Here is a 20,681-nt window from a genome sequence, read left to right on the forward strand (position 1 = left end):
GGCGCGCTCACCGGCCCGGACCCCGATCAGATGACGTTGACGGCGTCGAGGAAGCGGGCGGCGAGCTCGGTGTCGCCGGTGATCGTCACGTCGTTGTCGCGCCAGGACGACCGCTGCGTGCCCCAGTCGGGGAAGGTCAGCGCGGGGGCGGTGACGTGCGCGGCGACCGCGCCGTTGGACGGAGCCAGGCCGCCTGCCTCGTCGATCCACCAGGTCCCGCCGCCGGGGCCGGTGAGAGTCAGTGCGACGCGGGCGTCGAGCCCGGCGACCGGCGCCTGCGCGACCTGATTGCTCAGTACGGCGATCATCCACGTCAGGACCGCGCGCATCCTGTCCGCATCGGTGGACGGCACGGGCCGGCCGAGCGCTGGGGCCATGTCGTGGCGCAGGTGCGTGTGGTGGTCGAAGACGAGTGCGCCGCCGATCATCAGACCCACGGGGTGGCGACCGAGATCGGCCAGCGGTACCCGCACTCGGGCGGCGGGCGTGCGTCTGACGACGTTGAGGAGTGTGGTGGCTCGCCGGCTGGCGCGCTGGTACTCGGCCATTACCTTGGCACGGCTCCAGTCTCGCCGTCGGTCGACGGGGTCTTCGTTCGCCTGTTCGAGGCTGGCGGCGAAGCTCGTGCGCAGCCCGGCGGGTGTGTAGGCGCCCCGCGCCGTCGCGCCGATGTGGGCGACGACGTCGGCGATGCGCCAGCCGGCTGCGGCGCTGGGCGCGGTCCATTCGTCGTCGGTGAGGCTGCTGGTGAAGTTCAGCATCTCGGTACGTTCGGCGCGCAGGGCGGCGGCCATGTTGGGCAGGTCGGCGGGGGGCAGGCGCTTGCTCATGTCGTGGTCTTCTCTGGTTGCGGGGCGGGGCGGCGGATGGCCTGTACGGCCGTGTCGTAGAGGTCGAAGGTGTCGGCCTGTCCGCCCAAGCGCATCCACTCTTCTGTTGCTGCCTGGAGGCAGGTGATCGCCGCGGCCGCGATCGCGCGCGCCTGCAGGGCGCGGTGGTCGGACTCGGGCAGTCGCGGCTCGATCAGCGGTGCGAACAGGTCCTGCCAGCGGGCCTGCTTCTCGGCGTGCCCGGCGCGCAGGGATTCATTGCCGAACAGCAGCGTGATCATCTCGAGCCGGCGCTCGGCCGTGAGGTCGATCTCCTCGAGCGCCTGGAACGCCGCACGCAGCGACGTCCACGGGTCTTCGTCGGCCGGGCGCTCGGCGAGCCGCGCGGCTATCAACTCCCCCTGTTCAGACAGGCCGTTGAGCGCGAGGTCCTCCTTGTTGCGGAAGTAGTTGAACAGGGTCCGCTTGGAGACACCCGCTGCGGCGGCGATCTCCTCGAGTGTCGTGTCGTCGTACCCCTTGGCGGCGAACAGTTCGAGGGCGGTTCGGGCGAGTAGCGCGCGAACCATCGAGCGGGTCTGTTCCCGAAGAGGTGTCGGTTTCTGGGCCATGCACCGATGGTACATCTCTTCGCTAGATGCAATCACTTGCACTGAGTGCAAGCATGTGCGTAGAGTGCAGGCATGAGCAAAATCGACTATCGCCGCCAGACCGTCATCGTCACCGGAGCGAGCTCCGGGCTCGGCGCGGAATTCGCACGCCAACTGGCCCGTCGCGGCGCGGATCTCGTACTCGTCGCCCGCCGCGCGGACCGGCTCAAGGACCTGGCCGACGAGCTCACCCGCGCCCACGGCGTCACGGTGACCGTCGTCGCCCGCGACCTCGGCCAGCCCGACGCCGGCCGCACGCTGCGCGCCGAACTCGAATCCCGTGGCATCTACGCCACCGGACTGGTCAACAACGCCGGCTTCGGCACCCACAACGCCCTCACCGACGAGGACCCGGACCGCCTGCAGAGCATGATCGCGCTGAACGTCAGCGCGCTGGTCGACCTCAGCCGCGCCTACATCGACCCGCTGAACTCCGCCGACACCGGCATCTTGATCAACGTCGCGAGCCTGCTGGGCTTCCAGCCGACCCCGTACCTGAGCGTCTACGGCGCCACCAAGGCCTTCGTCCTCAGCTTCACCGAATCGCTGTGGGAAGAAAACCGTGGCACCGGCCTGCGCGTCCTGGCCGTGTGCCCCGGCGCCACGAAGACCGAGTTCTACGACGCCGCCGGCAGCGAGACGGCCGACTACGGCGCGAAGCGAGTCACCCCCGACCACGTCGTCAGGACCGCCCTCGACACGCTCGACCGCCGCTCCGCGCCCCCGTCGGTGATCACCAACGGCCGCCCGATCGCCCTCGCCAGCAAGGTCCTGCCGCGCCGCCTGATCGTCCGGTTCATGGGCCGCATGGCCCGCCCCTAGCCGGCACTGCTCCTCCGTCGTCCCCACCAGCAGCAAAGGACCACCATCGTGACCATCACAGAAGTCACCCCACAGCCCACGGACGCGGAGCGCTTCGGTCACATCCTCGCTGTCCAGCGCGCTGCCTACCGCCGCGACGGAGCGCCCTCACTGGCGGCGCGGCGCAGCGATCTGAGCAGGTTCAAGGCGGCACTGATCGCCCGGCGGAGCGCCATCGAGGAGGCGATCAACGCCGACTTCGGAAATCGCTCGCGACACGAGACCGCGATGATGGAGCTCGGCGGCGTCGTTCAGGGCATCGACTACCTGGAGCGCAATCTCCGTCGATTCATGCGCCCGACCGGCCGCCACACCGCCTGGCACATGCGGTTCGGCACCAACCGCATCGAGTACCAGCCGCTCGGAGTGGTCGGGGTCATCTCACCGTGGAACTATCCCGTCAACCTGTCGCTGATGCCGGTCGTCACCGCGATCGCCGCCGGCAACCGCGTGATGCTCAAGCCGTCGAAGTTCACCCCGGCGACGAACGCCGTGCTCGCGTCGATGCTGAGCGAGCTCTTCCCCCAGGAGCAGGTCACGATCGTCAGCGGCGACGGCAGCGCGTTCTCCTCCCTGCCCTTCGATCATCTCGTCTTCACCGGGAGCACCAAGGTCGGACGAGCCGTGATGAAGGCGGCGAGCGAGAACCTCGTCCCCGTCACGCTGGAGCTGGGCGGCAAGTCCCCGACCATCGTCGCCAAGGGACACGTAACCGACCGGACCGTGTCCGACATCGTCTTCGGCAAACTCCTCAGCGGCGGGCAGACCTGCATAGCCCCCGACTACGCCCTGGTGCACGAATCCGAGATCGACACCTTCGTCGACAGCTACGACAGACAGGCCAAGGCCGCCTACCCCGACGGTCCGACCAGCAAGGACTACACCTCGATCATCAACGACAAGCAGTACGCGATCCTCACCGACCTGATCGAAGACGCCCGTAGCCACGGCGCACGGATCATCGAGGTCGGTCACCGGCCGGGCGAGGCCGCCCACCGCCCGCACACCCTCGCACCGACCGTCGTGCTCGGCGTCACCGACGAGATGCGGATCGCCCACGAGGAGATCTTCGGCCCCATCCTCCCGATCTTCCCCTACCGCGACATCGACGATGCCATCGACTACGTCAACGCCCGGCCACGACCGCTCGCGCTCTACTACTTCGGCAAAGACGACACGGACCGGCGCAAGGTCCTCGACCGCACGACCTCCGGCAACGTCACCGTCAACGGCACCATCATGCACGTCGGGCAGGACGACCTTCCGTTCGGCGGCGTCGGCGCGAGCGGGATGGGCCAGTACCAGGGGATCGAGGGTTTCCGGACACTCAGCCACCCCAAGGGCATCTTCGTGCAAGGCCGCTGGAACGCCGCCCGTCTCCTGTATGCACCCTTCGGCAAGCGTGCCGAGGCTCTTCTCAACTTCTTCCTCCGCTAACCGGCGGCTTCCGCTGCCAAAGCCTGAGCGGTGTCGTGGCGTACGGCGTCGGCCGCACGCCCGGTCTGCGCCACGGTGACGGCCCGTACCACGAGGACGCCCGCCACGGCCGCGGCCACAACCGCCGCGTCGGAGAGCAGCAGCTGCCAGATGTCCGTGTAGGCACGCGCGATGACCTCGTCCGTGGAGTCGGCGTACATAAGGCCCGCCCCGCTGAGCATCCCGGTCAGCCACAGGCCCCACCACCAGTTCAGGGCGCGGGGCAGCGGCTCGCCCGGGGCGCTCGCGCGGTGCACGTCGGCGACGATGCCGCGGGGCACCCAGAGGTTCGCGACGGGGACGATCCAGCCCAGGTAGATCCAGGGCCAGGAGTAGCGCGGGCGCTCGCCCGAGAGGGCGCGGGCGTTGTCGCGGGCGCGCACGAGCCAGAGCAGGAAGACGAGCGCGCAGAGCCCGGTGGCGATGTCTCCCACGGCGCTGACGATGTGGTACGCGTCCTCCAGCGAGGTCGGCGTGCGGTGATTGCCGTTGCCCTGGTCGGGCGGCCCGGACGCCGGCTCACCGGTCGCGGCGAGGCGGATCTGCCACACGGCCCGCGCCGCCCAGGCCACGCCCGCGAGGGCGAGGGCGGCCTCGGCACAGCGGGCCGCCCCGCGCGGAGGGCGCGGGGCGGAGGCGTTCTCTGCTATGCGTACACCTTGGGGTGTGCCGGCTTGGCGCTGAAGTACGCGGTGGTGGCAAAGCCGGCGTTCTTGCCCTTGTTGCGATCCGTGTGGAACTTGACGGACTCCTTGGTGACCTGCGTGGAGGCCAGCTTGGCCCGGACTTCTTCCCGCCCGTCTCGAACAAGTCCTCGAAGGCGACGCCGAGTTGGGCCGGGGCGAGTGTGCCCACACGGGTGGAGGGGTTGACGGCGGTGGCCAACCCGGAGCGGTCGGTGGCGATCTCGGGTATCGCGGCCTTTTCCGGGTCTTCGAAGTTATGCGGTGCGGAGGTGTCCGCGGGCTCGGCGGGTGGTGACGCAGCGTGCGCGGAGGCGCTGGTTGGTCGTGTTGCGGAAGCCATAGGCGGCGCGGCCGACGAACTTGATCACGCGGTTGATCCCCTCGCTCTTGGCGTTGCTGATGCGGGTGTGGAGGAAGGCTTCGATCTCGGGCCACCAGCGGTCGATGACGCGGGCGAGTTGACGGACTTCGGGCAGGTCGGCGTCGGCGCACCAGGCGAGGAACTTGTACTTGGCCTGCGAGATGCGGTGTCGGTCGGCGCAGGTGCGGGCCAGGGCGAGGAGCGTGCGCAGGTTCTCCTTGGCGATCCAGGCCACCAACAGCGCCTGGCCGATCGGGCCCTGGTCCAGTAGCGGGTTCCACATCCGCTCGAACTCAGCGTCGGTCAGATCCTCGCGGTTGCGCAGCAGCTTGCGCCGGGCCTTCCACTCCGGGTCCGTGGTCCGGCCACGCCGGCCGCGGTGTGTGCGGGTCAGACGGCGGCGGACGAGGCTGAGCATCTTGTTCGCAAGCTGCACCACGTGGAAATGATCGACCACCACGGTGGCGTGCGGCAGGCCGGTGCGCACGGCGGCCCGGTGGGACGGTGACATGTCGATGGCCACGAATCGGATGGCCTGGCGCCAGGCGAGCGGGGTGCCGGCCAGCCAGGCCAGCACATCGCCGGCGGCCCGTCCCTCGATCTGCCCCAGCAGACCGCCGCAGCCTGCGGCGTCGACGAATCCGGTGTGCCAGCGATCGGCCGCCGCAGACCACTTCCCCGTCTGCGGGTCCTTCTCCCAGCGGGCCCTGCCCCGGCGGGTCTCGTCGATCCCCAGCACCTCGATGTCCGGCAGCGGCGCCTCGGTCACCGCAGTGGCAGCGGTACGGAAAGCCTCCATCACTACCGGCCAGGACACTTTCCACTCCCGCGCGGCCTGCACCACCGTCACCCCGGCATCACGCACCGCCCGACCGGCCGCCTGCCGTAACCGCTCGGTCAGCCGGCAGCGGGCCGGTATCTGCGGCACCTGCTCGGTGAACGAACGCCGCGGGCAGCCGCTCTCGTCGCACCACCAGCGGCGCTTGTGCCACACCAGCTCAAGCCCATGCTCGCCGTACGGCAGATCCCGCGGCCGGGTGGTCGAGCTGCCCCGCACCCGGCAGGCAAGCACCCCGCACTCCGGACAGGCCCGCGCCCCCGCGAAGTCGGTGCCAGGTGTACTCGGCGGGTGCCGTCTTCGAGCCGCTCGACCCGTACCACGGCCAGGCCGTCGAGATCGAGCAGCCGGGTCGTATCGTTGACCACGCCCGTGGCCTCTCTCGCTGATCATCCTGCGTAGCAACAGAAATGATCACCGAGGCCACGGGCACCCCAGCGCCCGGGTGCACCTCACCCCCCTGCGATCAACAGAGCGTGACCACCAGCAGGGCCCAACCGCTCAACTTCGAAGACCACATTGGCAGCGAGTCTGGGACGACTCGCTACCAATGGCGAAGGCGGACGAGCGCTCAGCGCCTCGTCTCGTACCTGGTCAGCACCACGCCGCCGGGGAACGTCCGCGTCTCCACCAGATCCAGGTTCACCCAGCTGTCCAGCGCGGCGAAGAAGGGCGTGCCGCCGCCCACCAGAACCGGATGGGTGGCGATCGCGTACTCGTCGATCAGCCCGGCCCGCATGGCCGCCCCGGCGAGCGTCGCGCCGCCGATGCCCATCGGGCCGCCGTCCTCTGCCTTGAGCCGGGTGATCTCGGCGACCGCGTCGCCGGTGACCAGGCGGGTGTTCCAGTCGACCTTGTCGATCGTCGAGGAGAACACCACCTTCGGCGTGTCCCGCCAGTTCCGCGCGAACTCGATCTCCGCCGGGGTGGCGTTGGGCTGCTGGTCGCCGGTCGGCCAGTAGGAGCTCATCGTCTCCCACAGCTTGCGCCCGTACAGCGACAGGCTGCTCGCCCGCTCCTGGTCGAGCCACCACTGGAACAGCTCGTCGCTCGGCGGCCCGCTCCAGCCGATGTCGTCGCCGGCCGCGGCGATGTAGCCGTCCAGGGTCAGGTTCATGCCGTAGATCAGTTTCCGCATGGCCCAGCCTTCCGTCCGTGGGTGTCCGGCGTATAGACCGGCGCCGTGCGGGAAACTCATCGGTGCGCGATCTGGGCTCACAGGCAGTCCTCGTGGTCAGGGCTCAGTGTGGCGTACTCGCCAGCTCGGGCACCCGACGGATCTCGACCTCGCCCTTGCACGGCAGCAGCCCGCCGGCGAACCGGACCTGGGCACCTCAACCGCAACCAGGCCGCCGAACAAGCTACGACGCAGAAAGCGCGAAATCTGAAGAAATGCCGTGGAACTGAGACTCAAGCCAAGTGATATTCCGTGAGACAACCAACGAACCCGCCGGTCAAACAAGATCGACATGTCACGCGCGCTGAGACCCTACAGGTGATGGCCGCGTTCCGCAGCGCCGCCGAGGCGGTGACTCAGGCGCCGCTTGCCGATATCGGGGTGCTGGGCATCGACGAGACCCGGCGGGGCAAGGCCCGCTGGGAGAAGGACCCGGAGACAGGAAAGTGGTCTCCGGCAGCAGATCGCTGGCACACCGGATTTATCGACGCCGCAGGTCACGGTGGGCTGCTCGGCCAGATCGAAGGACGGGCCACCGGTGATGTGCTGGCCTGGCTGGCCGGCACCCCGCTCGCCTGGCGCCAGGGGGTTCGTTTCGTGGCCATCGACATGTCCCCGTCGTATCGGGCGGCGATCCGCACCGGACTGCCGCACGCCACCGTCGTAGTTGATCACTTCCATGTCGTTCAGCTCGCCAACAAGACGCTCAATCTGGTGCGCCGCCGTCTCACCCGAAGCGTCCGCGGCAGACGTGGCCGGGCCGGAGATCCGGAGTGGAAGGCCCGGCGCAAGCTGCTGCGCAACCGCGAAGACCTCACCGACGCCGAGTTCGAGCGGATGTGGAACCCGCTACTGGACCAGGGCCCGATCGGCCAGGCGCTGCTGGTGGCCCGAGATCGAAGCCTTCCTGAACACCGGCATCAGCAACGCCAAGAGCGAGGGGATCAACCGCGTGATCAAGTTCGTCGGCCGCTCCGCTTACGGCTTCCGCACCCCGACCAACCAGCGCCTCCGCGCACGCTGCGTCACCACCCGCCGAGCCCGCGGACACCTCCGCACCGCATAACTTCGAAGACCCGGTTTGCGCTCGTGCTGGTCGGGCGGGGATGCCGGGGGAAAGGTCGCCGTACCAGCAGCTCACGAGGGTTGTCTGAGGACGAGTGCGCACAACCGGGTCCGGAAAAAGCGGACCTGGCTGCTGCCCGAGACATCCCGTCAGCTCATGGGGGGCAATCCGGGTTCCGGCAGCACCTGCAGGGAGTTCAGGGTGAAGGCCAGCAGATGGTAGTGGCCCACCAGCATCGGCAGCTCGATCAACTGGCGCTCCGTCAGGTGCCGGGCCAGCCCTTCCCACGTCGACTGGCCGATCCGGGCGCCGGAGTGCAACTCGTCTGTGGCCCGCAGCAGCAACGACTGCCGTTCCGTCCAACCCGGCGCGTCGGGACCCGCAGCGACCCGCGCCATGTCGTCCGATGACAGCCCGGCCTTCGCGGCGATCCTCACGTGTTGGCCCCACTCGTAGGGCGACTCGCAATTGCGCGCCACTCGAAGGATCACCAACTCGCGTTCAGCGAAGGGCAGGTCGCCCGCAAGCAGCAACTGGCTGCTGAAGGGAAGCCAGGCGGCGAACAACTCCGGATGACGAGCAAGCGTCGTAAACACATGTGCCTCACCGAGCGAAGACACACCGAGGCCTAGTGAACCGATGTCGGCGGACAACGTCTCCCGCACGGATTCAGCCCATTCATCCGCGGGCTGCGGAGGAATGCGGGGCGCGGCGGGCGACAGCGGCGGCTCTGACACGCGGCCACGCTACGCCAAGGGCAGTCCGGCAAAAACGCCGACGACAAGCCATGTCGCTGAAGGACTTCAGGCCACGCGTCACCGACTTCGTCGCCGCGGGCACGCCCCCTGATCGGTCACTTGTCCCGCGTCCGAGGCCACGAGTCGAGCCGGGCGGGGAGTTCTGGGATTGGGCCGGGCGCACTTTGGGTGTCCCGGCCCGCACCGCCACCGGGCAACCGGCGTGGCTGCGGCTCGTGTCCTCACCGGAGGACAAGGCTGCGGGAAGCTGTGGGACGGCGCCCTCGACGCCCAGCACATCTTCGGGGACCTCGACGGACGCCGGCCCGCCCTCCTGGCTGTCCACGACGCCGTCGACGACGGCACCGTCTACCGGGCGGAGCTGTCAGCCCGCGTCGACCAGCCGGTCCTCTCCGACGCCCCGGTCCTCCAGCACGACCTCCAGCTGCCGGGCCCCTGGTGGGAGGACCTCGCCGGGACGCTGGAGAAGGTGCCGGCCGTCGACACCGACCGCGTCGCCGTACGACAGCAGTACATGGACCGGGCGATCCCGCAGTTCGTAGGCATCCCGGCACCCGCCGCCATCTGCTGGACGACCGCCCACGCCGGCCTGCACTGGGCGAACCTCACCGCGTCGCCCCTGCGGCTTCTGGACTGGGAGGGATGGGGTCGCGCGCCGGAGGGGTTCGACGCCGCCACGCTCTACGCCTACTCGCTGCTCCAGTCGGACACCGCCGCCCGCGTCCGCACCGTCTTCCCGGTGCTGGGCAGCCCGGCCGGCCTTGCCGCCGAAGCGACCGTGTGCGCCCAGCTGCTCCAGACCGTGGCCCGCGACGACAACCCGGTCCTCGAGGACCAGCTCCGGGACTGGCGCGAGGAACTCCGCCAGCGCTGACGGCAAGGGCTGCAGTCGGAGCTGGGTGCGGCTCGTCTCGAGTGACGTCGCCCATCAGGCGCCGAGGGCGTCTCACTACTCGATCTCTCCGAAAACAGGACCAACCGTCTCGAGGAAGACCTTTTCCCCCACCCAGCGGGGCGAACCACCATCCGCATCCAGGTACTGGCACTCGTACCCGGTGTCGTCGCCGAGCGTGACCGTCTTGAGGGGCGGGATCCGGTCGCAGCGCAGTTCCTTCGCACTCTTGTGGTGCTCGTCCCAGAACCGGCCATAGACCGCCTTGGCCAGCAGCACGCCCGAGTCAGGAGGATAGACGTTGTACCTGATGAGCTGGACAATCCCACTGCCGGTGACGTTTCCGACCCACACATCCCACGTCAGCTTCACACCCTGGTAGGTGACAGTGCACAGCGTTTTGTGCCCAGCCTTCGGTGTGACCTGACCGCCTTCACATCCAGCACTGACCTTGGCACGGATTCCCGCCATGACGAGAGTTTTCTCCTGAATCTCGTCCAGCACCCTCTCGGTGAGCGGGGCGTCACCGGACGCAGGCGGCAGGCCCATTTCCGAACGTTCGGAGTCGATGTCAACGAGCGCCGGCTCTTCCGAATCGACCACGACCGGCAGTTTCTTGACCGTTGCCGTGGCGCTGGGAGCCGGGCTACCGGCCCCGTCGGAGACCGGCCAGACCGCTCTCCCAATTCCCACTACCGCCAAGCACACAACGACCATCACGAGTACCACTTCGAAGCGGCTGAGGTCCTTGAAGTACCGTCGAATCACCGGCGCAGTGTAGGGGGGCTGGCTCGGGACCGGTCCCGAGCCAGACGTTGGTCTTCAGCATTGTCTGCCGCCTGCGGCTGGACGGCACCGAGGCCGTCCTCACCCTCCGCTCGATGATCGCCAAGGGTCAGGAGTACAGGCGCTTCCATGCCGCACGCGAACGGGAACGGCCGTATCTCGGTCTGAACAGGGAAATGACAGTCTCGGGGCCTGATCGGCGACGTCACTCGAAACGAGCCGCACCCATCGTCGACCGCCTCAACGCAGACCCGGACAAGTACCCACCGCCCCTCCCACCCGGAGGCGCCGCCAAAGCACGCGGCGCCTGGAGTAAGTCGGCGGTGTGCGAAGTCCTGCGCAACCCCAAGTACACGGGCTACCAGGTCTTCAACCGGCGCGCTCGCCGAAGCCGGAGCGGCGCCCACAACGACCCTGCGCTGTGGGTGTGGTCCCCCGAACCGGTGCACGAGCCGCTGATCCCGAAGTGGATGCACGACGAGCTCGCCGAGCGGCGGCAGGCCAAGCGAGGCTCCCGGGATGGCCATGCCTCGAACGCCCATCCGCAGACCCGCCGCACCTATGTCCTACGAGGGATGCTGCTGCACGCCTGCAACCGGCGGATGTTCGGTAAACACCGCGACGGCATCACTTACTACAGCTGTCAGCCGCAGGCCAACAACCGCGGCCGCCCCGACGCCTACGCCGGCCACCCCAAGACCGTCTATCTGCGCGAGGACGCCATTCTCGAAGCGATCTCGGCCTTCCTCTCGAACCGGGTGTTCGGCCCCGAGCGCCGAGAGTTGCTCGCGGCGGAACTCGCGTCCGTCGATGACCGGGCAGCGAGACAGCGGCAGACCGAGCGAGACCGGCTTCAGCGCACTCTCGACGGACTCTCGCATCGCCAGGAGAACATCCTGCGCCAAGCCGAGACCGGCGATCCCGGAGACCCCTTCACCAAGGGCCTGCGCGAGAGCTACAACCGACTGGAGGCCGAGCGTGAGGCCACTCTCGCAGAGTTGGACGCGGCCGACGCCGCCGAACCCGCCCGTCCGACCCCGGAGGATGCGGACCTGCTCGACGGCCTGCCCTACCTGGCGCTCAACCTCGTGCACGCCCCCGAGCAGCTACTCAGGCGGCTGTTCGAGGTCATCCAGCTCACTATCCGCCTGCACTACGACCCGGCCGAGGCGACGATCAGCATCACGTTGCCAGCCGAGATGCTGCCCGACATCGCCTATACAGCGGAAAGGATGCACGACGCCATGCCTACCATTGCCAGGTCGCAGGGTCCGCGGCCCTCAGTTCGGCGTACAGATGCTGTAGGCGCCCCCGGCAGGACTCGAACCTGCGGCCAAGCGCTTAGAAGGCGCCTGCTCTATCCACTGAGCTACGGGGGCCAGGTGTGGTGGCCGGTGGCACTGATGCCCGGGTGTGGGCGGATCCGTGACCTTGCCGGGGACAAGGATAGGGCTCCCTTGCCCTGGTCCCCGGTGCTTCGCCTCCGTGGCTCAATGTGGAGGTTCGGTGAAGCGGTCCTGATAATCGCAGGCAGGTGCGATTCATGCATCGCTTTTGGCGTCTCGCGCCCCTGGTGTTGTGCACTCGTTATGCCTGCGCCCCAGTCGTCCCTTCCGCCCCGTGTGTCCGATCGGCGCGCAGATGTAGTTATATGCTTCAGAAAGCCTCCAAAATTGGGCATTCTTCGCATGTGGTGACCTTGGACGTACGGCCTCAGTTGCTCGACGCACTCTCCGCCCTGCGCGACCGTGTCGCCGCCGCACGCTTCCCGCTGCCCCTGGCGGGGGCCCCACGCGCGCGCGTCAACCGCGATGAACTGCTCGCACAGCTCGACGACTATTTGGTGCCCAGGTTGCGGGACCCCGAAGCGCCGTTGCTCGCCGTCGTGGGGGGATCCACCGGAGCCGGAAAGTCGACACTCGTCAACTCCCTTGTGGGGCGCCGCGTCAGTGAGGCGGGAGTGCTGCGGCCCACGACGCGCGCTCCGGCTCTGGTGTGCCACCCGGAGGACCACCACTGGTTCAGCGGGATGCGCGTACTGCCCAACCTCACGCGCGTATGGAGGCCACAATCGGGAACCAGGGCCGACCTGTTGCAGCCGGGCGGGCACCGCGCGCGCGTGCTGCGTATCGAAACCGCTGACACCCTCCCGCGCGGGCTCGCACTCCTCGACGCGCCCGACGTCGACTCCCTGGTGGTCGACAACCGCGTCCTCGCCGCCGAACTGATCTGTGCCGCCGATGTATGGATCATGGTCACCACGGCCGCGCGGTACGCCGACGCCTTGCCCTGGCATCTGCTGCGTACCGCCAAGGAGCATGACGCCACCCTCGTCACCGTCCTGGACCGCGTGCCGCACCAAGTGGTCACCGAGGTGTCGCGGCAGTACGGCGCCCTGCTCACCAAGGCGGGACTCGGCGACGTACCCCGCTTCACCGTGCCCGAGTTGCCCGAATCCGCCTGGGGTGGGGGACTACTTCCGGCCACCGCCGTGGCGCCGCTGCGGACCTGGCTCACGCATCAGGTGCAGGATCCCGAGGCCCGGCATCAGATGATGGCGCGTACGGCGTACGGGGTGCTCGACACGCTGAATACGCGGATGCCCGAACTGGCCGGTGCCTCGGCCGCGCAGCACGCCGCCGCGCTGCGTCTCACCGCGGCCGTCGACGGGGCATACGAGCGCGAGCACGCGCGCGTGCGGGCTCGTTTGCAGGCCGGAGCTGTGCTCGCCGGGGACGCGTTGAAGCGGTGGCGCAGCTATCCACTGGACTGCACCGCAGGTGAGCTGCTCGACGCGCTCGTCGAGAGCCTGGTCGCGCTGCTGCTGTGCGCCGTCGCCGCCGCCGATGAACGCGTCGACGAGGCCTGGCGCCGCGAACCCGCCGCGGGCGCCCCCGGCCTGACGAACCGTGATCCGGGCCCAGAAGACGCCGAGCACCGGATCGGGCTGGCCGTACGGCGCTGGCGGCGGGTCATCGAGGAGTACGCCGAGAAGGAGGTACGCCACCTCGACAAGAGCATCGCGCCCGACGCCGAGGTGGTGGCCGCGCTGGTCGCCACCTCGCTCCTGGGCGGCCGACGGGCGCGGTCCGCGGGCGAGCGCCTCGCCGAGCGGATCAGCGCGCACGGCGCTCTGCGGCTGCGCGACCGGGGCGGGCGACTGCTCACGGAGTACGTCGACAAGACGCTGCGCGCCGAACGAAAGCGGCGGCTCGCCCCGCTCGACGCCCTCGGCATCCGCCCGGAATCCCAGGCCGAACTCATCGCCGCGCTGTCCGTACTGCAGAAGGAGAGGTGACCGCGGTGGCCGCCGCCACGGATCACAGGGATCACTCCGACCACACCGGAGACGACGAGGGGCCCGGGGACGGTGAGCACGCGCGCGTGGAGGACGATTCCGTACAGGAGGACGCTCGGGTGACAGGTGATTTCGACGGGCACGCGCGCGTGGAGGGTGGCGAGGAGACCGCTTCCACGGAGCCCTGGGAGCCCATGGAGTCGATGAACTCCATGGAGTCCGCGGATTCCACGGACACGGACATGGACACAGACACGGAATCCGAAGGTTTCTGGGACGACGGGCTGATCGCACGGCGCGTGTCCGCGACGGACGAGGGACAGGCCGTACGGGAGCCGGTGGGGGAGCCCTGGTCGCCGCCCGTGGCTCCTCTGGTGTACGACAGGACGCTACGGTCGCGTCTCGACGCACTGCGCGAACTGGTGGGCCTGTCCCGGACCCGGCTCGACAGCAAGACACTCGCCGAGGCGGGGCGGGTCCTCGACGCGGCGGCGGCGCGACGCAGACTCTCCGGACAGCACACCGTCGTCGCCATCGCCGGAGCCACCGGCAGCGGCAAGTCGCAGCTCTTCAACGCGCTCGCCGGAGTGGCCATTTCGGAGACCGGAGTACGCAGGCCGACCACCGCCGTGCCCATCGCGTGCAGCTGGAGCGACGGCGCCGCGACGCTCATCGACCGGCTCGGCATCCCGGGACGCCTGCGACGGCGCCCGTTGCAGAGCCCGGAGGTCGAGGCGCAGCTGCGCGGGCTCGTCCTCGTCGATCTGCCCGACCACGACTCCGCGGTCGTCCAGCACCGCGAGCAAGTGGACCGCATCCTGAGGCTCGTCGACGCCGTCATCTGGGTCGTCGACCCGGAGAAGTACGCCGACGCCGTGCTGCACGAGCGCTATCTGCGGCCCATGGCGGGATACGCGGAGGTCACCTTCGTCGTGCTCAATCAGATCGACCGACTGCCCGGAGAGGCCGCCGACCTGGTCCTCGACGACCTCAGGCGACTGCTCGACGAGGGCGGGATCGCGCTCGGCGAATACGGCGAACCGGGCGCGAGCGTGCTCGCGGTGTCCGCCCTCACCGGGAAGGGCATCGGCGAACTGCGCGAGGCGCTCGGCTACTTCGTGGCAGAACAGAGCGCCGCGGCACGCCGGATCTCCGCCGACCTGGACTCGGCGGCGGCGCGGCTGTGGCCCGTCTACGCGAACGGGCAGTGGGCCGGGCTCAGCGAGGAGGCGCACGACGAGTTCGCCGACCGGCTCGCGGACGCGGTGGGTGCCACGGCCGCCGGAGAGGCCGCCGAGCGTGCCTGGTGCCGCCACGCCAACCGCGCCTGCGGTACGCCCTGGCTGCGGCTGTGGCGCTGGTACCAGGACCTGCGTGAACCGGCGACCGGGCGCCGGGCCGTGCGGACGTACGTCGAGGAGAAGGCCACGGCGCGTCAGCGCGTGGAGCAGGCGGTGCGTACGGTGGCCGAGCAGGCGTCCGGCGGACTGCCAGGGCCCTGGGCGCAGGCGGTGCGCGAGGCGGCCGTACGGGGATCGCAGGGGCTGCCCGAGGCGCTGGACGAGCTGGCGGTACGGGCCGGGACTCCGGCCGGGCGACCGCCGCGGCCCGGCTGGTGGCCGGTGGCGGTGCTGGCGCAGGCGTCCATGACCATCCTCCAAGTCATCGGCGGACTCTGGCTGTTGGGGCAGGTCATCGGCTTCATGTCACCGAATCTCGGGGTTCCGGTGCTGCTGATGGTGATCGGCATTGTCGGCGGGCCGGGCATCGAGTGGGCCTGCAAGCTGGCGGTACGCGGGCCGGCGCGACGGTACGGGCAGGAGGCGGAACGGCGATTGCGGGAGGCGGCCGCGGCGTGCGGTCGGGCGCGGGTGCTGGATCCGGTGGCGGCGGAGTTGCTGCGGTATCGGGAGGTACGGGAGCAGTACGTGCGGGTCACGGGGGTCGGAGCCTCGATCGGGTGACGGGGTTGTCCACAACCGGGCGGTAGCCCACAGCGCTCAGCGGGCTCGGGCCGGCGGAGGCAGTCTGAGACGGCGGCGATCACAGCGCGATCGTCGCGACAGACGCAGCCGTACGGGACGAGCCCGTGCGCGTGTGGACATGGGAGGGCTTCGGCCATGAACGAGATGACGGTGTGTGCGGTGGGGAACGTCGCTACGCGGCCGGTGTACCGGGAGACGGCGGCGGGAGCGTCGGCGAGGTTCCGGCTGGCGGTGACACAGCGGTACTGGGACCGCGAGAAGAACGCGTGGACGGACGGGCACACCAATTTCTTCACGGTATGGGCCAAGCGGGCACTCGCGACCAATGTGCAGGCGTCCGTGACGCTGGGCGATCCGGTGCTCGTCCAGGGCAGGTTGAAGGTCCGCACCGATCAACGCGACGGCAAGACATGGACGTACGCCGACATCGAGGCGACCTCGGTCGGCCACGATCTGTCGCGCGGCAGCTCGGCGTTCCGGCGGGCGAACAAGGGGGAGTTGGCTCCGGCCGCGCCGTCCCGGCCGGAGCCAAGCTGGGAAACGGAGCCGGAGGGTCAGCCGACCGTGGCTGCCCAACAGCAGGGCGAGCCAGCATTGGTGACATGACGTCAGGTGAGCCGGTCGAAGTGCGGCTTATCAGCGAATACGTCCCGAACAGTTCCGCATGGATTTGTCGACAAGCCCAGCTCGGATGCGATCTTGGCGATAACAATTCCGAGTCGGATCGGTTATCCGATGGGATGCCTGGGGAGCGTGGTGCGCCTCGTACCTAGGATGCCGGGCATAGCTCTCGGGGCTACTGATTCTGCTGGTGGGACCGCAACCCCCACGTCAACGGGTCCTGCTCGAAGGGGAATTCTGTGCTTTCTTCGTTCTCTGCGTTGTCCGTACGCGGGCGAGGTGCTGGCCGCCTCGTGGCGACGACGCTGGTGTCCGGGCTCGTCGTGGTGAGCGCGATGGCCACCGCGGGTTCGGCCGCCGCCGACGAGATCCCGCAGAGCCAGGGCGGCGCGACCGCCACCATCGGTGGCCTGAAGACGTCCGGGCTCGCCGTCATCCACGACAACGGCGAGGACAGGCAGGTGCCTGCGGGGCTGTTCGAGATGTCCGTCGACAACGGCGGCACCCTGCAGACCTACTGCGTGGACATCGACCACCCGACGCAGATGGCCGCCAAGTACCAGGAGACGCCCTGGAGCGGTACGTCGCTGAGCGGCAACCCGGACGCGGGCAAGATCCGTTGGATCCTGCAGAACTCCTACCCGCAGGTGAACGACCTCTCGGCACTGGCCGAGCGGGCCGGCGCGAGTGGTCTCACCGAGGAGGACGCGGCGGCCGGGACGCAGGTGGCGATCTGGCGGTACTCGGACGGTGCCGACGTGGACGCGGTGAACCCGAAGGCGGAAAAGCTCGCCGACTACCTGCACAAGAGCGCGCGGAACATCGCGGAGCCCGAGGCCTCACTGACCCTGGGGCCGCCGGCGGTCTCCGGGCGCGCCGGTGAGCTGCTCGGCCCCGTCACAGTCCACACCAACGCGGACAGCGTGCGGGTGACGCCGCCCGCCGACGCGACGAGCGGGGTGAAGGTCGTCGACAAGGACGGCCGGGCCATCACCTCCGCGGTCGACGGCAGTCGGCTGTTCTTCGACGTGCCCGAGGACGCCGCGGACGGCTCGGCCGCGCTGACGGTGCAGGCCTCGACCACGGTGCCGGTCGGCCGGGCCTTCGCCTCCGAGAACAGAAGCCAGACGCAGATCCTCGCGGGCTCCAGCGAGTCGACGGTCTCCGCGACGGCGACCGCGAACTGGGCCGAGAAGGGCGCTATACCCGCGCTGTCGGCCGAGAAGAACTGCGCGAAGGGAGCCGTGGACATCACGGCGGCCAACGCGGGGGACGAGCCGTTCACCTTCGAGCTGATGGGGGCCGAGCACACCATCGAGGCGGGCACCTCGCAGACCGTGACGATGCCGCTCCAGGAGGACCAGGCGTACGACTTCACGATCAGAGGGCCGAACGGCTACGAGAAGCGGTTCAAGGGCGTCCTCGACTGCCAGACGCAGAGCAGTGCGGGCGGTGAGACCACGCAGACGCTGAGCGAACCGAGCCCGGCCACCGTCGGCGGCACCTCCACCGGAGGCACCGACCTCGCCGAGACCGGCAGCTCCAGCGCCACCCCGGTGATAGCCGAAATCGGGATCGCCCTGCTTGTGATCGGCGGCACCGCGCTGCTCCTCGTCCACAAGAAGAAGGCGCCGGCGCGGGACTGAATGACGCGGAACTGAACGCCGGACGACCGCACCTTGAGAACTGCACAGCGAGTGACCGAGCGCGTCAGGCGCACTGGTTGGTGTGGCTGATGTCGAGGACGAAGCGCTCTGGGGAGTGCAGCTTGAGGGTCTTGTACGTGGGCCTGGTGTGGAAGGCGGCTCCGAACGTGACCGTGCCCTCGAAGTCACCGGTCAGCGCGAGGCCCTTGAGTTTGGGCAGGTGGATCTTCAGCAGCCTGGGCCCCTGGTAGACCGACCGGCCCGCCTCGTTGTGCGCGGCAGCGGGGAAGAGCTTGATCTCCAGGAAGTACTTCCCGGCGAGCGGGACCTTCGCTCCGGTGCCGTCGTAGCGCAGTTCCCTGACCGGTTTCACGGTGACCGGGGGCATGGTGCCCCGGACGTCGATGACGATCCGGTCGTACGAACAGTGCCCGCCCCAGCGGGCGTTGACGACGAGTGCGGTTGCGGGGGGCTGCCGGGATGCCTCGGCCTGTGCGGAAGCGGAGGCAGGGGCGGAGGCCGAGGCGGAGGCGGGAATCGTGGTGCCGACCGCGGCGGTGAGAAGGATGCCTGCGACGATGGCCGCGCGGCGTGGATGGTGTTGCATGACGCCCCCGATTTCTCCTGGTGAGGGGCAGCGATTTCATTATGTGTGACATCTGACCGAGTCATACGGTTGCGTCACTTGTGATGCTGTTCGCCGGATTTTCCGGGCGTATCAGGGGGCGTATCAGTCGTCCGCGGCCAGCTCCGCCGGTGTGGCGATGACGTCCACGAGGGCGTCGCCGCGTAGCGCGGTCAGGGCGAGTGGCCGTCCGATGGCGTCCTCGAGCATCAGCCGTTGCAGGGTCTGCGCGCTGGTGACCGGCTCGTCGTGGGCGGTGAGCAGCAGGTCACCGGCGCGCAGCCCGGCGCGGGCGGCGGGCGAGGCGGGTACGACCTCGACGATGCGCAGGCCGGTGCGCTGGTCCAGCCGTGCCCGAAGCTGCGGCGGCAGCGGTGCGGGCGTGCCGGCGAGGCCGAGGTAGGCGCGGCGGACTCGACCGTCGGCGAGCAGGGCGGCGACGATCCGCCGGCTGGTGTCGTTGACCGGGATCGCGAGGCCGAGGCCGATCTCGGCGATGGCGGTGTTGATGCCGACGACCTTGCCGTCGGCGGTGGCGAGGGCCCCGCCCGAGCTACCGGGGTAGAGGGCGGCATCGGTCTGGACGACATCGTCGATGACGCGGGTCGCGGAGCCGGTGCTCGCCGGCAGCGACCGTCCCAGGGCGCTGACGACGCCCGCGGTGACGCTGCCGGCCAGCCCGAGCGGGTTGCCGACCGCGACCACCAGCTGGCCCACGCGCAGTGCGTTGGCCTCGCCGAGGCGGGCCGGCGGCGGGGTCGGCCCGTCGGCGCGGACCACTGCGAGGTCGGACAGCGGGTCGGCGCCGATGACATGGAAGGGGGTGGTCGTACCGTCGGCGAAGGAGGCCGTACCGGCGTCGGAGTGCCCGACGACATGGGCGTTGGTGAGCAGGAAACCGTCGTCCGTGAACACCACCGCGGAGCCGGTGCCCATCACGAATCGCCCTCTGTAGCGCCGGTGCGCGACGTTCAGGGCCGCCACCTTCGGAGTGAGCTCGGTGGCGACCGAGACGACGATCTGGGAGTACGAGTCGAGCGCGGCCTGCTCCTTGCGGGAGCGGTCGGGCTCGGAGACTGTCTCGGCCACGAGTCGACCCTTTCGGCTTGCCCAAGGTTTGAATTACATGATTACAACCTTGCGCCGCTTGGTGGGTCGGACTTCGCTGTGGGCGGAGCGGACGGCGGTGTGACTGGTGGCGTGAGCCCGAGAACGCCCACCGCCCCACCGCCTAATCGTCGAGCTCGGTGAAGAGGGTCAGCTGGAGGGCACCCGGGGCCTCGAGCCGGGAGTTCAGTGAGTTCCAGGGGGTGCGCGTCGGCTCGGCGAGTACCTGGGCTCCGGCGGCGGCCAGCTGCGCGGTGGTGGCGGCGGAGTCGTCGACCTGGAAGGCGACCCGGATGTGGCCGGCGACCCGCTGCCCGACCTCGACCTCGTCGATGAAGGCGGCGTGGTTCGGGTCCGTCAGCTCCAGCGTGGCCCGGCCGGCGTCGAGGATGGTGACCCGTCCGCCGGGGGAGGAAAACGCTCCGCGCTCGGTCAGGCCGAGGACGTCGCGGTAGAAGTGCAGCGCCGCGTCGTAGTCGGCTGCCGTGACCACCAGGCGGAGTTCGCGTACGGCGGATTCGTCGGGCATATCGGCTCCTTGGAGATCTCGAACGTGACCAGGGGCGCCCCCAGCCTGCCGCTCCGGGAGGGGTCCCGGGGCCACGGCGGTAGAACCGTCCTGTGTCCATCCGGATTCCAACTCCCTTCCATGGCCAGCCGCTTACGCCGTCCGCAGACTCGGGGAGGCAGGCGCGAAAGCCGCAGGAGAGGGCGGAGGTGAGCGTGGCATGCGACCGGCGAAGCTGAAGGTGACCTCTCCTGGGGGGAAGGCGCGCGTATACGTACTGGAGGGCGACCAGTACACGGTCGGCCGCGTCGCGCCGAACCACGAGCCGGACATCCTGTGGCGCGCCCTTGTGGCCGCCCGCGAACTCAGCATCGCCAGCGGCAAATCCCTCACCGCGTTCACCACCACCAGCGCGGACCAGCAGGACGCCCCGTACGACAGCGCCGCACGAAACCGCACGGTAACCGTGGTGATCACACCCGGGTAGCAGAGTGGCACCAACAGGCCCCG

The 20,681-nt window shown here is 69.4% G+C and carries 19 protein-coding genes, 1 tRNA gene and 2 pseudogenes; 10 read left to right on the plus strand and 12 right to left on the minus strand.

What is annotated here, in order from left to right; genetic code table 11:
- Positions 1-26 precede the first annotated feature (26 nt).
- Both ACYVO6_RS05560 and ACYVO6_RS05565 read right to left on the minus strand, forming a co-directional pair.
- Positions 27-830, minus strand: a complete 804-nt coding sequence (locus ACYVO6_RS05560) for a maleylpyruvate isomerase N-terminal domain-containing protein (protein ID WP_461057841.1) — start codon at positions 828-830, stop codon at positions 27-29.
- A complete protein-coding gene (locus ACYVO6_RS05565; RefSeq protein WP_461057843.1) occupies positions 827-1,441 on the minus strand; it encodes a TetR/AcrR family transcriptional regulator in 615 nt (204 codons plus the stop codon). The genes ACYVO6_RS05560 and ACYVO6_RS05565 overlap by 4 nt, the downstream gene beginning before the upstream one ends.
- A gap of 72 nt (positions 1,442-1,513) precedes the next feature.
- Between ACYVO6_RS05565 and ACYVO6_RS05570 the strand changes: the two genes are divergently transcribed.
- Positions 1,514-2,302, plus strand: coding sequence for an SDR family NAD(P)-dependent oxidoreductase (locus tag ACYVO6_RS05570; protein ID WP_461057845.1), 789 nt, complete (start codon positions 1,514-1,516; stop codon positions 2,300-2,302).
- Between the two features lie 48 nt (positions 2,303-2,350).
- Complete coding sequence (locus tag ACYVO6_RS05575; RefSeq protein ID WP_461057847.1) at positions 2,351-3,778, plus strand: coniferyl aldehyde dehydrogenase; 1,428 nt, start codon at positions 2,351-2,353, stop codon at positions 3,776-3,778.
- On the opposite strand, the gene ACYVO6_RS05580 is transcribed toward ACYVO6_RS05575, so the two are convergent.
- From ACYVO6_RS05580 to ACYVO6_RS05590, 3 genes are all read right to left on the minus strand, one after another.
- Entirely contained in the window at positions 3,775-4,467 is a 693-nt protein-coding gene (locus tag ACYVO6_RS05580) for a DUF4328 domain-containing protein (RefSeq protein ID WP_461058223.1), read from the minus strand. The genes ACYVO6_RS05575 and ACYVO6_RS05580 overlap by 4 nt on opposite strands.
- 290 nt (positions 4,468-4,757) lie before the next feature.
- Positions 4,758-6,095, minus strand: a complete 1,338-nt coding sequence (locus ACYVO6_RS05585; protein ID WP_461057849.1) for an ISL3 family transposase — start codon at positions 6,093-6,095, stop codon at positions 4,758-4,760.
- Between the two features lie 178 nt (positions 6,096-6,273).
- The gene (locus ACYVO6_RS05590; RefSeq protein ID WP_461057851.1) at positions 6,274-6,840 is read right to left on the minus strand and encodes a dihydrofolate reductase family protein; all 567 of its coding nucleotides are present in this window, start codon (positions 6,838-6,840) and stop codon (positions 6,274-6,276) included.
- A 360-nt stretch (positions 6,841-7,200) separates the two neighbouring features.
- Here ACYVO6_RS05590 and ACYVO6_RS05595 point away from each other — a divergent pair, with 360 nt between their 5' ends.
- Complete coding sequence (locus ACYVO6_RS05595; RefSeq protein WP_461057853.1) at positions 7,201-8,355, plus strand: ISL3 family transposase; 1,155 nt, start codon at positions 7,201-7,203, stop codon at positions 8,353-8,355.
- Here ACYVO6_RS05595 and ACYVO6_RS05600 read toward each other — a convergent pair.
- Positions 8,326-8,682: pseudogene (locus tag ACYVO6_RS05600) on the minus strand (carboxymuconolactone decarboxylase family protein); the annotation flags it as partial. The gene ACYVO6_RS05595 and the pseudogene ACYVO6_RS05600 sit on opposite strands and share 30 nt — an antisense overlap.
- 223 nt (positions 8,683-8,905) lie before the next feature.
- Here ACYVO6_RS05600 and ACYVO6_RS05605 point away from each other — a divergent pair.
- Positions 8,906-9,577: a hypothetical protein gene (locus ACYVO6_RS05605; protein ID WP_461057855.1), complete on the plus strand. Its 672-nt coding sequence runs from the start codon at positions 8,906-8,908 to the stop codon at positions 9,575-9,577.
- A gap of 75 nt (positions 9,578-9,652) precedes the next feature.
- Here ACYVO6_RS05605 and ACYVO6_RS05610 read toward each other — a convergent pair whose 3' ends face one another.
- Positions 9,653-10,363, minus strand: coding sequence for a hypothetical protein (locus tag ACYVO6_RS05610; protein WP_461057857.1), 711 nt, complete (start codon positions 10,361-10,363; stop codon positions 9,653-9,655).
- Between the two features lie 194 nt (positions 10,364-10,557).
- Here ACYVO6_RS05610 and ACYVO6_RS05615 point away from each other — a divergent pair.
- Positions 10,558-10,869: pseudogene (locus ACYVO6_RS05615) on the plus strand (recombinase family protein); the annotation flags it as partial.
- Between the two features lie 78 nt (positions 10,870-10,947).
- Here the strand turns inward: ACYVO6_RS05615 and ACYVO6_RS05620 are convergent.
- Both ACYVO6_RS05620 and ACYVO6_RS05625 read right to left on the minus strand, forming a co-directional pair.
- The gene (locus ACYVO6_RS05620) at positions 10,948-11,475 is read right to left on the minus strand and encodes a hypothetical protein (protein ID WP_461057859.1); all 528 of its coding nucleotides are present in this window, start codon (positions 11,473-11,475) and stop codon (positions 10,948-10,950) included.
- A 212-nt stretch (positions 11,476-11,687) separates the two neighbouring features.
- Positions 11,688-11,760: transfer RNA gene (locus ACYVO6_RS05625), tRNA-Arg, on the minus strand.
- Between the two features lie 311 nt (positions 11,761-12,071).
- Here ACYVO6_RS05625 and ACYVO6_RS05630 point away from each other — a divergent pair.
- The 4 genes from ACYVO6_RS05630 to ACYVO6_RS05645 all read left to right on the plus strand — a co-directional run bounded on the left by ACYVO6_RS05630 (position 12,072) and on the right by ACYVO6_RS05645 (position 17,931).
- Positions 12,072-13,679, plus strand: a complete 1,608-nt coding sequence (locus ACYVO6_RS05630; RefSeq protein ID WP_461057861.1) for a dynamin family protein — start codon at positions 12,072-12,074, stop codon at positions 13,677-13,679.
- Positions 13,680-13,891: 212 nt separating this feature from the next.
- Positions 13,892-15,643 (plus strand): YfjP family GTPase, encoded by a 1,752-nt coding sequence (locus tag ACYVO6_RS05635; RefSeq protein ID WP_461058225.1) that lies wholly within the window; start codon positions 13,892-13,894, stop codon positions 15,641-15,643.
- Positions 15,644-15,799: 156 nt separating this feature from the next.
- Positions 15,800-16,270: a single-stranded DNA-binding protein gene (locus tag ACYVO6_RS05640; protein ID WP_461057863.1), complete on the plus strand. Its 471-nt coding sequence runs from the start codon at positions 15,800-15,802 to the stop codon at positions 16,268-16,270.
- 254 nt (positions 16,271-16,524) lie between these two features.
- Positions 16,525-17,931 (plus strand): TQXA domain-containing protein, encoded by a 1,407-nt coding sequence (locus tag ACYVO6_RS05645; protein ID WP_461057865.1) that lies wholly within the window; start codon positions 16,525-16,527, stop codon positions 17,929-17,931.
- Between the two features lie 64 nt (positions 17,932-17,995).
- Here ACYVO6_RS05645 and ACYVO6_RS05650 read toward each other — a convergent pair whose 3' ends face one another.
- The 3 genes from ACYVO6_RS05650 to ACYVO6_RS05660 all read right to left on the minus strand — a co-directional run bounded on the left by ACYVO6_RS05650 (position 17,996) and on the right by ACYVO6_RS05660 (position 20,192).
- Positions 17,996-18,538 (minus strand): AMIN-like domain-containing (lipo)protein, encoded by a 543-nt coding sequence (locus tag ACYVO6_RS05650; RefSeq protein WP_461057867.1) that lies wholly within the window; start codon positions 18,536-18,538, stop codon positions 17,996-17,998.
- A gap of 123 nt (positions 18,539-18,661) precedes the next feature.
- Positions 18,662-19,645: a S1C family serine protease gene (locus tag ACYVO6_RS05655; RefSeq protein ID WP_461057869.1), complete on the minus strand. Its 984-nt coding sequence runs from the start codon at positions 19,643-19,645 to the stop codon at positions 18,662-18,664.
- Between the two features lie 142 nt (positions 19,646-19,787).
- Entirely contained in the window at positions 19,788-20,192 is a 405-nt protein-coding gene (locus ACYVO6_RS05660) for a VOC family protein (RefSeq protein WP_461057871.1), read from the minus strand.
- A 199-nt stretch (positions 20,193-20,391) separates the two neighbouring features.
- Here ACYVO6_RS05660 and ACYVO6_RS05665 point away from each other — a divergent pair, with 199 nt between their 5' ends.
- Entirely contained in the window at positions 20,392-20,658 is a 267-nt protein-coding gene (locus ACYVO6_RS05665) for a hypothetical protein (RefSeq protein ID WP_461057873.1), read from the plus strand.
- Positions 20,659-20,681: the final 23 nt, after the last annotated feature.

This window comes from Streptomyces pseudoechinosporeus (genome assembly GCF_054783935.1).